Origin of the sequence: Acinetobacter sp. YH01005 (genome assembly GCF_013420465.1) — a bacterium.
Classification (GTDB): Bacteria; Pseudomonadota; Gammaproteobacteria; order Pseudomonadales; family Moraxellaceae; genus Acinetobacter; species Acinetobacter amyesii.
This window is the reverse complement of record NZ_VOYA01000006.1, coordinates 132,017-147,034: the sequence shown is the minus strand read 5'-3', so window position 1 is coordinate 147,034 and position 15,018 is coordinate 132,017. Positions and strand designations below refer to the sequence as shown.

The following is a 15,018-nucleotide window of genomic DNA, read 5'->3' as shown; positions in this document are numbered from 1 at the left end:
TCTTGTACACAAAAAAAGCCGATCAACTGACCGGCTTTTTTTATTCATTGCAAGTTACTGCGCCATCAAGGCTTCAATGTCTTCCACCGACTTGACCACTGCAGCTGTTAAAACACGTGGACCTGCTTTAGTTACAGCCACATCATCTTCAATACGAATACCGATACCACGCCATTTCGCATCAACGCTTTCATCATCAGGCGCAATATAGAGCCCCGGTTCAACCGTTACAACCATGCCTTCTTCATAGGCACGCCATTCACCGTCTTGCTTGTATGAACCGACGTCATGCACATCCATACCAAGCCAATGACCCGTACCATGCATATAAAACTGACGGTAAGCTTCTTTTTCAATGATCTCGTCAATATCTCCTTGCATAATCCCAAGATCCAGTAAGCCTTGAACTAAAATACGCACTGCAACGTTATGCGGTTCTTTATAAGAGTTGCCAATACGCACAGCATCAATCGCCGCAATTTGCGAATCGAGCACTACATTATAAAGCGCTTTTTGTTCTGGGCTAAATTTGCCGTTGACTGGGAAGGTACGGGTAATATCCGAAGCATACAGCTGATATTCACATGCTGCATCAATCAGTACCAAATCACCATCTTTGAGTTCTTTGTCATTTTCCACATAGTGCAAAATACAGCCATTTTCACCGCCGCCGACAATGCTGTTATAGGAAGGCACACAGCCATTTTTACCAAAGACATAATTCAGTTCTGCTTCTAGTGCATATTCCATCATGCCTGGTTTAACCGTTTGCATGGCACGAGTATGCGCTTCTGCTGAAATATCCGAAGCAATCTGCATCAATTCAAGTTCATCATTAGACTTATGCAAACGCATTTCATCAATGATGCGATCTAGTTGAATGACTTGAGCAGGCGCACTTGCACCCTTACGTGATTCACCACTTGCAGCCGAAATCCACTGCGCCACACGAGCATCAAAATCTGGTTGCTGCCCAATACGGTAGAATAATTTATCTTTATTTTGTAATTTTTCTAAAATTTCTTCATCAAGCAAATCAATTGCATAAGCTTCATCAGCTTCATAATCTTCTACAGCCCCATCTACACCCGCACGGTAGCCATTCCAAATTTCCATTTCACGGTCACGTTCACGGCAGAACAAACTATAGCTATAACCTTCTTCTTCGCTATCAAAGGTTTCAATCACTGCAACCGCTTCAGGTTCAGCAAAACCTGTTAAATAAAAGAAACTACTATCAGCTCGAAATTTATAATCTGCGTCGCGATTACGCATGGCTTCTTTGCTCGTGGCAATAATTGCAATACTACGTAGTCCCATTTCACCCGCAAGGATGTCTCGACGTTCTTGAAAATCCGCTTGAGTTAATTTCTTCATTTAAGTACTTCTTATACCTGCTGGCTGATATTGTTTAAATTTTGATTCAATTGAATATGAATCTCTCAATCTATGTGAGGCACATATAAAAACACGTAATACCTCACATAGATATAAGCAAAATTAATGCCTTAGCTTGGACGATGCGGGGTGAACATTTCAACCACATTACCCACTTGAGCCGATGAATTTTTAGCGCTCAGTTGTAGCAACGGTGTTTCTGAAACATCAACTTTGGTACGTCCCATCGACAGGCTCACTGGGATTAAACGTACAAATTCGTATAATTCCTGATAGCTTTCTTCACCTTCTTCATCATCATCTGAATCTTCAAATTCTACTGAAGCGACATCTTGTAAATGCTCAATCAATTCTTGTTCATTGGTACGCAGATGTCCTGCTGCTAAACCAAAACCAAGAACCACACCTGCACACCAGTCTGCCAAGGCTTGCACACGCTCACCAAGTAAGTGATCATCATCTGGTAATAAAGGAAGATAGTCGAGTTCATCATCTGAAAGTGAATGAGCTACATCTTCTGCTTCTTCAGTTAACAATGCCAATGCATCTTCATCTAATTCAGCAACATCAAGCGTTGCTAAAATTTGTTGCCACTCTTCACGACTCGGTGGTTTTGACACACAAACTATACCGGTGAGTAAACCATGTAACTCACTTGGGCTTGAAATTTCTTCAATTTTAGAAAAATTGTGGGACCAATCTGACCAACCTGAAATATCGTCTTGCATTCGCTTATCCAATCTCTATACTTCGTATATATTACCTTTGTTTGCAAGACTGTGCGACTACGTTATGTTAGAAGAATTACAGCGTCTCCAAGCGCATATTAGCGTTTTAAAAACGCGACTGGCGCAATTTGAAAGCGAAAATGGTGCCTTACAAGATGAGAAAAACTCATCTAATGAGCAGCATCATGCTCAAATTGTACATAAGAACGGCATTATCACCTCGAAACAAGAAGAAATTGAAACACTGAATGAGCAATTAACTGATTCACGTGCTCAACTTCAACAGCTCAATACTGATGCAACTGCTTTGGCTGACCGATACAGCCGCCTCGAAAAAAGCTGTACTGATCTAAAAAATCGTTTTCAGGAAATTTTGGCAGAGCGTAATGAGTTACGTATCGTCAAAGAAAAAATGCAAAATGAACAACGTCATGCTCAGCAAGAAATTCAAGGTTTAAAGCAAGAACGTGAACGTCTGCTTCAAAAAAATGAACATGCCAAAGCCAAAGTTGAAGCGATTATTCAACGTTTAGCCATTTTAGGTACAGCTCAAGATCAACATGCACAAGAAATTCAACAATTGGCGCATCCGACTGAAAGCAATGAGGAAGTTTGATCATGAGTGAACAAATTGCAGTTGATTTAAAAGTTCTAGGTCATAGTTTCCGTTTAGCGACGACCTCTGACCAACAAGCAGATTTAGAACGCGCAGCGCAACTGCTGAATGACAAATACGATGAATTTCGTCGTAAAGCGCCACGTATGGAACCGAGTAAGCTGATCATTATGGTCGCACTTGAGTTAATGCAAGAAGTCCTGTCGATGAATAAGAGTTTGCAAGAATATGCAAACTGCGAACTTTTGTTGCAAAATATTTTGGAACAAGTGGAAGAATTGACTGATTAATCGGTGGTTTAGTGATTATACTTTGCCCGATTGCTTCATTTTAAACACTTTGTCAGCGTTTGGTGATTTGCCAATAACGATGAATTCGTTATACTGAGCACATCTCTGAGGTGTTCGCCAGCTAGGTCTAATCCCCTGCCGATACTTAAACTTATGGATGTGTTCTGTATATTCTGAGCGTATGCCCTCCTTGTGTGGGAAACCCAGCGAGTGTACGTCGCGTCCACCTTGAACTCATCGGGTTCAGGGTCACGACATTTGCAGCGGCATCTTCGGAGTGTTTATTTTCCAAATCATTAAATGAATTTTAAACATTCATCTCAATTCAAAAATACTCTAAAAAATTCACTATTCTATTTCTGTTCTATTCAACTTCTGTTCCTCGCGTAAATATTTCATTCAAGTTTGTTAATTTTCAAAAGCTTATTTAATCCGCCTTATTCAATCTTTGAGTTGTTCCAGTTTGGCTTGCTGCCCATCTAAAAATCGATCCATTTCCGGCAGTATTTGGCGTAAATATTGAATAGATGAAATGGCTTCATCCACGTGCACGACACCTTTTTCAACCAATCTATATTGTTGCTCGAGTAAAGCGAGTACTTGATTTTGATTCGGCTGCTGCCCCTGACTCATCTGCGTATTTATTTGCTGAAATTGTTGAAATACTTGTTCACGTTGCTGTAATAATTGGATGTGCGTTTCCTTATCTTGTCTTTCTTGTATTTGTTTTGAACTTGAATGCTGTAAAACCTTTTCTGTAGTTCGCTCTGAATGTATTTCAGACACTTTTTGTTGATCTAACGGTAGCTGTTTATGAACCTCCTGCTGCCCTGATTTTAAAAACTGAATCATCAACAATAAAATTAAGCCAACCGTTAAGCCTAGAACTATCCATTTCTTATACATGATCCAATCTCTAATGTTCTTCAATTAAAAAATTCAGAGCCGATTTGACTCTGAATTTTCCATTTGCATTTGATTTAAACTGTTTTACTGACTGCCCCATCCTGCTGGCGCATAACCTAAACGAACACGCTGTGGGTGATTGCCAACTGGAACTGTGATGACTTTTTCACCTGTTGCAAAATCAATCACGGTTACTGCATCTGTGGCACTTTCAGAAATGACACAACGCTTACCATCTGGACTTTGCGTTGCCCAATACGGTTTGCCTGCAGCAATCAATTTCACCGCGGTCAAAGTTTTACGATCGACGATGGTGGCATAATCATCCATCGTTCCTGCAACACATAGTTTTTCACCATCTCCACTGATTGAAAGCCCATGATGACGTGAGTCATTTACCCATTTCGTGCGATCAGAGGGAATAGTTGTACTTCCCGGAAGCTGTGCAATGCGCGTGACTTTGTCTTGATTGAGATCATATTCGACCAGACCATTAAAAAATGAGACCTGAGCATAGATTTTGGATTCATCTTTACTAAATACAATCGGTCGAACTGAGTTAGACAGGTCTTTACGGCCAAAGGCATCCAATGCAGGTCGAAAATCAATTTTTTTCAAGACTTTAAAATTATTAGCATCGGCAATGGTGATATAGCGTTTGCCTTTAGTGAAATCCTGCCACGCTGCATCCATTGAGGTTTCCACATTACCTATGGCTGAGTTAAGAATTTTTGTGCCACCATCAAAGTAAATATTTTCATGTGGCTTATCTCCTGTGGCAAAGCGCCCGAGCTCCTTGCCTGTGTTGATATCGAGTATATGTACGACATTTCCTGAAGACGCTGATACTGCAACCTGTTGCCCATCAGGGGATACTGCCATATGGTCTGCTCGAAATCCCTCAACGGGTGTGCGCCAATTAATTTTCCCTGTTGCTATGTTAATCGAGACTACATCTGCAAAACTTGGGCGTGATGCAACTACCGATTTGCCATCTGGTGTGGAATACATGTCATCGACCAATTGATCATTTCCCTCTCCTGCTGTATTACGAATATAGCTATAGGCGATCAATTTTACTGGGTTAAGGTAAATTTCAGTGAGCCGTTCTTTTTTGTCAGGCACCATATTGATGACACCAACTTTTTGATAGTTTTTTGAAGGATTGATGACTGTAACCGTACCATCCCAGTTATTACCCACAAAAAAAACTTGCTGGCTATTGGGTGGAACGGGTGCAGTGGTTGTCGCTGCGAAAGTAAGTGGCGACACCGCAACCGTCATACAAAGAAGTGTCCTGATCCAGAGATTCTTTTTCATTTTTATTGTCCATTAATTTGTTTTTATGCATACCTTTTGAGCTACGTCATCAGATAAGTGTCGCTTTTTAAGCGCAAAGAAAGCTTATTCAATATACATGTGTAGATATAGCGTATTTGTTTTAATTCCGATGAGTTGTTGATTAAAACCAAGTCTTCAATCTGCATTCACTTTTTGGGAAGCATAAAAAAAGCACCCGAAGGTGCTTTTTTAGTTCATCAAATTATTAGTAAATAATTTGATTATTGTTAATTAAATCATCTAGTTCGACTTTGCTCGTTTGATTGAGCAAGATCACGAGATCTTGTGATTCGTATTTCAGACCTGATGTGCCATCACGGTCAATTGAAATCACAGCTGAATCAGTTTCTTCGTCATATTCTACTGTTACAAACTCTGCGAGATTCGCTTCAGTAGCATTGTCAGAAAGTAATGAAGAGATGTCGATTTGGTCAGTTGTAGAAAAATCATTTACGGTTGTTAATGCATTTCCACCCAAATTATCGTCTGCAAGAAGGTCAAAAACAATATCATCACCAATAAGTAAACTTTCACTTTCTAATGAGAACATCGCAAACGATGCTGTCGCAGTCACTGTTTCCTAAATAGGAAGTACATTATTACTGTTTCCTAACTCTGTTTCGAGCTGGGTTGTAAGTACATTTACATCTTGAATTGAGGTTTCAGGGACTGTAACTTTCACGATAAAATCTTCAACTTGACTACTTGAAGTGCCTTGATAAGTATAATACCCATCTGAATCTTTGCTTACTGATATACCATTTACCGAAACTTTGGCATCAACTAAAGCATCAAGAGCAGCAGATTTAAATTTCACACCATTTACATTCACATTTTCCTCTGCATCATTTAAAACTTCTGCATGTAAAGTAAATTGTAAAACTTTCTCTGGAGCGTCTGCTTCCGGAGCTACTACACCAAGTTGATCCTGTCCATTTTGATTTTTCTCACCTGTCTTAGCAATTTGAGTTCCTGAACCGTACCGGGTTTGTCGGAGACTCAGTATTCTGAGAGAATGTTCCGATGACCAAATTAAAATATACCCCTGAAATCAGAGAAAGAGCGGTTCAATTATTGATTGAATCTGAAAAAGACTATCCATCTAATTGGGCTGCGATCACAGCTATTGCGCCTAAGATTGGTTGTACTCCTGAAACACTTCGTGCTTGGCATCAAAAGCATTTAGATGAGCAAAATCCTATCAAAGTACAACAGATCTCTGATCAAGAAAAAATGAAGCAAATGGAACGTGAAATCAAAGAATTAAAGCGTGCCAATGAAATTCTGCGTAAAGCAGCCGCTTTTTTCGCCCAGGCGGAGCTCGACCGCCCACACAAATAATGGTGGATTTTATCCATAACAATAAAGTGTTATACGGTGTTGATGCGATTTGTAGGATTTTACCGATCGCCCCTTCGACCTATTACCGGACTTTAGATCTCGCGGACAATCCAGAACATCGAGCGAAACGAGATTTACATGACTTGCATCATGCTGAACAAATTAAACGAATTTGGAAGGAAAGTTCAGGTCGATATGGTGTACGTAAAGTTTGGCAAAAACTGAAACGTGAAGGTTATGTTATTGCGCGCTGTACAGTTGCTCGATTGATGCAAAAGCTAGGTATACAAGGTGTTTGGCGTGGTAAGAATAAACAAACGACCCGTAGCCGAGATGATCAAAAACGAGCAGCCGACTTAGTGAAACGGGATTTTAGTGCAGATTATCCTGACCCTTGCGAAGCAGTGCTTCTCAGGTCGGTGACTTCACGTATATTCAAACTCATTCAGGCTGGGTATATACCGCATTTATTATTGATGTGTTTTCACGAGCCATTGTTGGATGGAAAGTATCAACACGTATGAATACAGACATGGTGCTCGATGCACTAGAGCAAGCATTGCATGACCGAGGTATGCCTAAGAATGTGATTCATCATTCAGATAGAGGTGTTCAATATCTTTCAATTCGCTATACCAATCGTTTAGAAGCAGCAAATTTACGAGCATCAGTCGGTACGACCGGTGATTCATACGATAACGCTTTGGCTGAAACAGTGAATGGGTTATACAAAACAGAGGTGATTGAATATTTAAAAGCAGACTGGCAAGGTTTAGCGGATGTACAACTTGCGACACTAAACTGGGTAGATTGGTTCAATAAAGAGCGTGTACATAGTGCACTAGGTTATGTATCACCTTTTGATTTTGAAGCAATGTACTATGATAAGATTAACCCGTTAGGTCACGTGGCCTAACTTAAATAAAAAGTCTCCGACAAACCCGGTACGGTTCAACCAAACTTGTAGTTTCACTAGTGCTTGCAGGTGGAAGAGTTGTATTTTTCGAACTGGTTAAGTATTCAAAAACCGTTCTCAAGGTATCTGCTGGCATGCCATTACCATTACCTTGCAATAAATTATAAAATTTTCCATCAACAGTAACAGTTTTAAGATTATTCCAAGTTTGAATATTTAAATTAACAGCCGTTGGGCTCCAATCTAATAAATCTAATGTTAAAGAAGGCTTATCTGCCACTGCATCAACAACAATTTCCAATTCACCTGAAGTCACATGTTTACCATCAGAAACATTAAATTCTAGGCCTGCATATACTCCGCCGTCAGTTGCTGAAGCTTCGTTAGCATCTGGCGCAAATACAACTTTTCCGGCATTAATATCAGCATAAGATAGTGTTTGACCCACGATGATTGGTGTTTTATTCCCAGCAGCATCTACGATTGTCAATACACCGTCTTTTGGCAGATTTGTTACCGTAATAACAAGCTGATCATTTGCTGTATTTGCATCTGAAATACCAAAATGCGCCCATGTTAATGTCACACTTTGATCTTCTATCGTAACCACTTGGGTTGTCTCAACTTCAGGAGCGATATTGTCCACTGGGACAGTTTTATCTACTTCCTCACCTGGACTACCTGATTTATCTTCATAACTATCTGTAGGGACAGTTACCGTAACGTTACCATCAACACCCGGAGGTACTTCACCAGTCACCACATATGAGCCATCTGGTTGTTCCACTGGCGGCGTAAATGGTACTTCGATTGGACCATTTGGACCTTCAACAATGATTTTATCTTCTGTAATTGTCGATGGATCAACATCATCCGGATAAGTCACAGTGATCTTACCATCTGGTGTAATCGTCACTTCTGCTACAGGCGGAACCATATTGATGTTTTCGTTGCCTGTACCTGGTAGACCCAGGTTACCCGAAGTGTCTTCATATGAACCTTCTGGTACATTAACCGTAACTTTGCCTTCAACGTCCTCTGGCACTTTACCCGTTACCGTGATTGAACCGTCTGGTTGAGTCTCAGGTGTACCAAACTCAACCACGATGTCTTTGCCATTTGGATCTTTAACCGTAATTTGGTCAGGCGTAATTGTGGATGGATCGGTGTCATCAGGGTAAGTCTGTACGATGTCACCATTCGGTGTCACAGTCACTTCAACTTGTGGACGCTCAGTTGTCGCATGTTCAACTTTTCCTGGCGTAAATAAGTATGCAAAACCAGATAATTTGTTGTTTCAAAACAATACTATTGATGCATACAAAATACATGTGCAACGTGATGAAAAATTATGCGCAGATGATCAAGCTAAAGACCAAAAATGTGCAACTAAACTCTATATAGATGACTTTAAAGCGGGAGATTTTTATATTAATAATTCTGCTGATTTTTATTTAAAAGAAGGCGAATACCAATTTAAATTGAAAAATTGTACAAATCATTGTGAAAATTATTCAGTTAGCTATTGTGTAAACGAAAAGTCACTTTTGAATGACTTATTACTTACAGTTGATAATAAAGGCAAACCCGTTATATTGAATAATGATGGCACTAGGATTAATAATTGCCCGATTAGAGAAAATGCTCTAAAAAATGTGATAAAACCAATTGAACCAAGTTTAGATAATATAAATTTAGCTGCCGATTCTTTATTAAAATTTAATGGTGGCAAACTAAATGATTTACTTCCTGCAGGTAAATCAAGCTTGAATGAACTAGCAACTAAACTTAATAACCAATATGCACGTATTGATATGATTAAGCTTACCGGACATACCGACCGTTTAGGCAGTGAAAAATATAATCAGCAACTTGCATTGCAACGTGCACTAACTGTCAAAAATTACTTAATGAACCAAGGGATTGCTGCTGACAAATTAAGTTTCGCTTCAGCAGGTGAAACTCAGCCTGTAACCAATGGTTGTTTTGATGTGCAAGATCGAAATGCCTTAAAAGCTTGCTTACAAGCAGACCGCCGTGTTGATGTGCAAATTCTTGGTATAAAAAAACTTAAATAAGTATGCGTTCCTTAAGCTAACTAGTGTTTAAGGAACGCTTTATATAAAAAAGATAAAACCTATTTTTTCGGACTTTTAAGCTTGAACGCGTTAAAATGCCTTAAGAATTTTGTGCTACTTTGAAATGAATCATGACTTTGAGCACCACCAGCCTTCGTAAACAACTCCGCAAGCAGCGTCGTAGCCTAAACCTATGGACCCAACGACAAGCTGAACAACAAGTCCTCCAGCGTTTAGTCAGACTCAGTCATTTTCAGCGCAGTCAGCATATAGGCGTGTATTTACATGCATTCGGTGAAATTCACACTCAAAAGATCATCCACTATTGTTTTGCGCATCAAAAACACGTGTATTTACCCATGATTTGCAACATGAATCAGCAATTGGTTTGGGTTGAAATCTCACGTCATCAATACATTAGTAAACGTTTTTCTCATCACCCACTCGGCATGAAGGAGCCTATGGCAAGTCGTGGTCAACATGTCGCCCATTTAGATCTACTTATTTTACCTTTACTTGCTTGTGATCACTTCGGCACGCGCATTGGGATGGGTGGAGGTTTTTACGATAAAACCCTCGCGACTGCACCAACAAAGCCCTACCGACTAGGTCTTGCACATGACTTTCAATTAATCAATGAAACACTAAAAAGAGAATCATGGGATCAGCCTTTAGATGCACTTTTAACCCCCTCCCATCTTTTACGTTTTAAGCGTTAATTTGATATTTTTGACACTGAGTTACACTTAAAAATCACATATTTAGTCATTTTTTACACATTTTAATTGGCATGACCCTTGTAATTTAAAAAATACACATCACTATAAAAAACATGGCAACACCGTTGTCACTCATTAGGAGTGCCCATGTCTGAGATTATTATGAATGAAGAAAGCTTGGAAACTACAATTCCGAGCGTATTACCGCTCTTAGCGCTACGAGATGTGGTTGTATATCCTCACATGCAAATTGCACTGTTTGTGGGTCGTGAAAAGTCGATCAATGCAGTCAATGTCGCACGTGACAGTGACAATCTTGTATTCGTAGTTGCACAAAAAGATTCGCTTACAGAAGAAATTGATCACGACAATTTATATCAATACGGTACTGTCGCGAAGATTGTGCAAGTTGTGAATCATGAGAATGATGAAAACTGTATAAAAGTACTGATTGAAGGCTTATATCGTGCCAAGTTAGAAAAAATTATCGATACCGATGATTACCTGACTGCCGAGCATTCATTAAGCCCAATGACGGTTTCTGTTGACTCAGAAACTCAGAATAATCGTGTGGAAGAATTACGCACCTTATTTGCTCAATATGCAGAAGCAAAATTGCGTAACGCACGTGAATTGATTGCAGCAGCCAATAAAATTGATGATTTGCTGCAATTATTATTCTTTGTAGCAACACGCGTGCCTTTGAATATTGATGTAAAACAAAAATTCTTAGAGCATGATGAATTTGAAGCACATTTAGCTGAGCTGATGACGTATTTATTACAACAGTCAGAAGAACAGCAAATTGAGCAAACCTTACATGATTCTGTAAAACGCCAAATGGAAAAGAATCAGCGTGAATACTTCTTAAATGAAAAAATGAAGGTCATTCAACGCGAACTTTCTGACATGAATGGCGGTGGTGAGGATGACGTTGCAGAAATTGAAAAACGTCTAGCTGAAGCCGATTTACCTGAACATGTACGCAAGAAAGCTGAAAATGAGTTCCGTAAGCTAAAAGCAATGCAACCTGCTTCGAGCGAAGCTGCTGTCGTGCGTAACTATCTAGAAGTTATTTTAGATACGCCTTGGAACAAAGCCAGCAAAGTCAGCATTAACCTTGCGAAAGCTCAAGATATTCTTGATGCCGATCACTATGGTTTAGACGACGTGAAAGACCGCATTGTGGAATACCTTGCTGTTCAATCACGTGTGAAAAAACTTCGTGGTCCAATCCTATGTTTAGTTGGTCCTCCAGGTGTTGGTAAAACTTCACTCGGTGAATCTGTTGCCAAAGCGACTGGTCGTGAATTTGTCCGTATGGCGCTTGGCGGCGTGCGTGACGAAGCTGAAATTCGTGGTCACCGTCGTACATATATCGGTGCGATGCCCGGTAAAATTGTGCAGTCTTTGACAAAAGTTGGCGTAAAGAACCCACTGTTCTTACTCGATGAAATCGACAAGATGGCGCAAGACTACCGTGGTGACCCTGCTTCAGCATTGCTTGAAGTCCTCGATCCATCACAAAACAGTAAGTTCAATGATCACTATTTAGATCTTGATCTAGACCTTTCTGAAGTGATGTTCATCTGCACTGCAAACAGCATGAATATTCCAGAAGCTTTGCTTGACCGTATGGAAGTGATTCGTCTACCGGGTTACACCGAAGATGAAAAAGTGAATATTGCTGAACGTTACCTTGTTCCAAAAGCCATCAAGAACAACGGTCTACGTGCAAAAGAATTAACCGTTCACGAAGAAGCCATCCGCGATATCGTACAACGTTATACACGTGAAGCCGGTGTCCGTAGCTTAGAACGTGAAGTATCGAAAATTGCACGTAAAGTGGTAAAAGAAGCAGTGAGCAAGAAAGCGAAAAATCTTCAAATTGAAGTGAATTCGAAAAATCTTCCTGACTACTTAGGTCCACACAAATTCGACTTCGGTATGGCCGAAGAAGAAGCTGAAGTGGGTCGTGTAAACGGCTTGGCTTGGACATCTGTTGGTGGTGAACTACTGACGATTGAAGTTGCAGCAGTGAAAGGTAAAGGCAAGTTCATTACCACTGGTTCTCTTGGCGATGTCATGAAAGAATCGATCACTGCAGCGATGACCGTTGTACGTACCCGTGCAGATGAACTAGGTATTGAAGCGATTCGCTTTGAAGAAACAGATGTGCATGTGCATTTACCAGAAGGCGCAACACCGAAAGATGGTCCATCTGCTGGTTTGGCCCTGACCACTGCTCTGGTTTCAGCGTTTACAGGCATTGCGATTCGTCCAGATATTGCGATGACAGGTGAAACCAGTCTTGGTGGCCGTGCAATGCGCATTGGTGGTTTAAAAGAGAAACTTCTCGCTGCTCACCGTGGTGGCATCAAGCTTGTCTTTATCCCACAAGATAACGTTCGTGACTTGACTGAGATTCCAGACAATGTCAAAGAAGGTCTAGAAATTAAACCAGTGAAATCGATTGATGAGATTTTACCTCTAGCCTTAGTTGATATGCCTAAACCTCTTGCAAAGACACCGATTGTCAAAGCAACTGAAGGTGGCAAAGCTGCTCGTCACTAAGCGCTAGCAACTCGCAATAAATGAAAAAAGCCCTGTTTGGACAGGGCTTTTTTTTATCCATTATTCATACTGCATATTCGAAAAATTTCATTCAAATCCTTCGCTATGACAAGACTCAAGACAACAGCTACAACTATGGATTGGATAACTATTTCAAATTCGACATCAAGATCAATAATAACCCATAAGAAAGTCTTACAAAATTTGAATGCTATTACTTGAAATATCGCCCTCTATCCCACATATATAGTAGAGAGATATACGCGCTGTATGTTTCTTTATTGGTTCCAATCACGTGTAAAAGCGTGATGATCATTGGAACAAGATGGTCATCTACATCTCCAGGTAGATGACCTTTTATCGCAGTCCACAGGCTTTCGGGGCTGCGTTTTTTATGTCATGTTTTTAAAGACATGCTATTTCAAATTTAAGATGGTTTTCACCAAACCATCGATCACTTGAGCCATTTTGTCTAAGTTTAATTTATCCATAGTATCTTGCTCGGTGTGATAGTGCTTATTACGATAAAATGCAGTATCAGTGATCATCATCGCTAGCATATCAAATTGCCAATAATTCATATGGTCTGAAAAATCCACACCCTGAATAAATGACGGTGAAATCAAGCGTTCACATTGCAACTGCTTCAAAGACTCCATCGCCGCACAATACGATGAAGTTAAGTCACGAGACTGAATGTTCCCTACCGATGCAATAAAATTCGTATGCGATGGATAAATCCATTTCAACCCAACTGGATATTCTTGGGTGACTTTCGGATCAAAATAACCAATCATTTCCAGAATATACACACCTGAAATTTTATCCTTTTCCTTTGCTACCGATTTTGCATGGATAAAACTGCCCATCGACTCTGTTCTAAAATACGGCGGTTCTTCGAGGGTATAAAATACAAATTCAATATTTTGTTTTAAACGCGCTTTTTCAGCCGAAAGAATCCGAGCAGCTTCGAGTACACCTGCAACGCCAGAAGCATTATCATCAGCGCCATGCTGCTCCTCAAATACATCGTAATGCGCGCCAATGATCACTCGGTTGCTATGCCCTGCATTTAAGGGACAAACCACATTACGGTATGGTTGGCTGTTTACGGTATAGGTTTGAAAACGACAATTCACACCAAATAAACGCATCTGCTCACGAATCCAAGCAGACACCCGATTTAACTCTTGAATGTTCTTATAGTTACGATATTCAGCTTCATTACCAATAATTTGCTCTAAATAGACTTTTAAATTATCCGGTTCAGCGGTTCTAATATTGTTGGCATACGCCGCAAATGAACACCATGCAAAAATTGAAAGCATTGCTGCTTGCTTGAGCAAAAATAATTTACCGTCCTGCCATGTTTTTTTCATTGTTATTATTCCAATTTTCATCTTCGATCTAATCTGCTTATGCTGCGTATTTAAACAGCAAGCAGAACACGATTTCAATTGCAAATTGTGTCTGAACATACAAAGCGCAAGCGAACCGTTATAATGCTCTTTTGTATACTTTCAGGCGCTGTATGAAAATTCGTATTCTGACAATCGGTCAAAAAATGCCAGCATGGGTTCTGACGGGTTTTGAAGATTATTTCAAACGTATTCAGCCATTTGTTCAAACGCAGATCATTGAACTGCCTATGGCCAAACGTGGCAAGAACGACTCAGAAGCCGACATTTTAAAATACCGTCAAATTGAAGGTGACAGCATTTTAAATGCCATGAAATCGAATGAAGTACTGATCGCCTTAGAAGTTGGTGGTCGTGAGTTCAGTACGGAAAAACTGGCTGAAACCATGAAAGGTTGGATGCTTGAAGGCAATGATGTGGTTTTAGCCATTGGTGGGCCAGATGGACATTCTGAGGCGGTACGTAAAGCAGCAGCATGGCATTGGTCTTTGTCTAAACTAACTTTGCCACACCCAATGGTTCGTGTCATGCTCATCGAACAGCTATACCGTGCAATGAGTATTAATCATAATCACCCTTACCATCGTGCGGGTTAATCCGAACTAACATCCAGCGTATACAGCAGTTACAGCGTTGCAACAATGAAACAAACCGTTGAAATTATCCGAATTGTTACGCTGAATAATATAGTGC

Annotated in this window: 14 protein-coding genes, 1 other RNA gene, 1 pseudogene and 1 other annotated feature; of the genes and pseudogenes, 8 read left to right on the top strand and 8 right to left on the bottom strand. The window is 40.1% G+C overall.

The window, feature by feature from the left end; all coding sequences use genetic code 11:
* Positions 1 to 54 precede the first annotated feature (54 nt).
* Positions 55 to 1,377, bottom strand: a complete 1,323-nt coding sequence (gene pepP / locus FTT72_RS05845) for a Xaa-Pro aminopeptidase (protein ID WP_180178021.1) — start codon at positions 1,375 to 1,377, stop codon at positions 55 to 57.
* Positions 1,378 to 1,508: 131 nt separating this feature from the next.
* Positions 1,509 to 2,126 carry a UPF0149 family protein gene (locus FTT72_RS05840; protein WP_180178020.1) on the bottom strand — a complete coding sequence of 206 codons (618 nt, stop codon included), beginning with the start codon at positions 2,124 to 2,126 and terminating at the stop codon, positions 1,509 to 1,511.
* Between the two features lie 64 nt (positions 2,127 to 2,190).
* Between FTT72_RS05840 and FTT72_RS05835 the strand changes: the two genes are divergently transcribed.
* The 3 genes from FTT72_RS05835 (at position 2,191) to ssrS (ending at position 3,314) form a co-directional block, all read left to right on the top strand.
* Entirely contained in the window at positions 2,191 to 2,742 is a 552-nt protein-coding gene (locus FTT72_RS05835) for a hypothetical protein (protein ID WP_078189180.1), read from the top strand.
* 2 nt (positions 2,743 to 2,744) lie between these two features.
* Entirely contained in the window at positions 2,745 to 3,032 is a 288-nt protein-coding gene (locus tag FTT72_RS05830) for a cell division protein ZapA (RefSeq protein ID WP_168378082.1), read from the top strand.
* Between the two features lie 99 nt (positions 3,033 to 3,131).
* A non-coding RNA gene (gene ssrS, locus FTT72_RS05825) (6S RNA) lies at positions 3,132 to 3,314 on the top strand.
* Positions 3,315 to 3,473: 159 nt separating this feature from the next.
* Here ssrS and FTT72_RS05820 read toward each other — a convergent pair.
* The 4 genes from FTT72_RS05820 to FTT72_RS05805 form a co-directional block, all read right to left on the bottom strand.
* Entirely contained in the window at positions 3,474 to 3,938 is a 465-nt protein-coding gene (locus FTT72_RS05820) for a hypothetical protein (RefSeq protein WP_180178019.1), read from the bottom strand.
* Between the two features lie 84 nt (positions 3,939 to 4,022).
* The gene (locus FTT72_RS05815) at positions 4,023 to 5,222 is read right to left on the bottom strand and encodes a YncE family protein (protein WP_257233406.1); all 1,200 of its coding nucleotides are present in this window, start codon (positions 5,220 to 5,222) and stop codon (positions 4,023 to 4,025) included.
* A 262-nt stretch (positions 5,223 to 5,484) separates the two neighbouring features.
* Positions 5,485 to 5,853, bottom strand: a complete 369-nt coding sequence (locus tag FTT72_RS05810; RefSeq protein ID WP_180178017.1) for a type I secretion C-terminal target domain-containing protein — start codon at positions 5,851 to 5,853, stop codon at positions 5,485 to 5,487.
* Positions 5,854 to 5,859: 6 nt separating this feature from the next.
* On the bottom strand, positions 5,860 to 6,111 hold the full coding sequence (locus tag FTT72_RS05805; protein WP_180178016.1) for a hypothetical protein: 252 nt from the start codon (positions 6,109 to 6,111) through the stop codon (positions 5,860 to 5,862).
* A gap of 191 nt (positions 6,112 to 6,302) precedes the next feature.
* Between FTT72_RS05805 and FTT72_RS05800 the strand changes: the two are divergent.
* A pseudogene (locus tag FTT72_RS05800) lies at positions 6,303 to 7,536 on the top strand (IS3 family transposase).
* Positions 6,578 to 6,694 (top strand) — a sequence feature (AL1L pseudoknot). (Overlaps the previous pseudogene by 117 nt.)
* 1 nt (position 7,537) lies before the next feature.
* Here FTT72_RS05800 and FTT72_RS05795 read toward each other — a convergent pair.
* Complete coding sequence (locus FTT72_RS05795; RefSeq protein WP_180178015.1) at positions 7,538 to 8,746, bottom strand: cadherin-like domain-containing protein; 1,209 nt, start codon at positions 8,744 to 8,746, stop codon at positions 7,538 to 7,540.
* Between FTT72_RS05795 and FTT72_RS16275 the strand changes: the two genes are divergently transcribed.
* The 3 genes from FTT72_RS16275 to lon all read left to right on the top strand — a co-directional run bounded on the left by FTT72_RS16275 (position 8,727) and on the right by lon (position 12,907).
* Complete coding sequence (locus tag FTT72_RS16275; protein WP_257233402.1) at positions 8,727 to 9,614, top strand: OmpA family protein; 888 nt, start codon at positions 8,727 to 8,729, stop codon at positions 9,612 to 9,614. The genes FTT72_RS05795 and FTT72_RS16275 overlap by 20 nt on opposite strands.
* A 131-nt stretch (positions 9,615 to 9,745) precedes the next feature.
* Complete coding sequence (locus FTT72_RS05785) at positions 9,746 to 10,333, top strand: 5-formyltetrahydrofolate cyclo-ligase (RefSeq protein ID WP_180178014.1); 588 nt, start codon at positions 9,746 to 9,748, stop codon at positions 10,331 to 10,333.
* Positions 10,334 to 10,480: 147 nt separating this feature from the next.
* Entirely contained in the window at positions 10,481 to 12,907 is a 2,427-nt protein-coding gene (lon, locus tag FTT72_RS05780) for an endopeptidase La (protein ID WP_180162818.1), read from the top strand.
* A 416-nt stretch (positions 12,908 to 13,323) separates the two neighbouring features.
* Here lon and FTT72_RS05775 read toward each other — a convergent pair whose 3' ends face one another.
* Positions 13,324 to 14,286 (bottom strand): M20/M25/M40 family metallo-hydrolase, encoded by a 963-nt coding sequence (locus FTT72_RS05775; protein WP_373686894.1) that lies wholly within the window; start codon positions 14,284 to 14,286, stop codon positions 13,324 to 13,326.
* Positions 14,287 to 14,438: 152 nt separating this feature from the next.
* Between FTT72_RS05775 and rlmH the strand changes: the two genes are divergently transcribed.
* Positions 14,439 to 14,921, top strand: a complete 483-nt coding sequence (gene rlmH / locus FTT72_RS05770) for a 23S rRNA (pseudouridine(1915)-N(3))-methyltransferase RlmH (RefSeq protein WP_078189858.1) — start codon at positions 14,439 to 14,441, stop codon at positions 14,919 to 14,921.
* Positions 14,922 to 15,018: the final 97 nt, after the last annotated feature.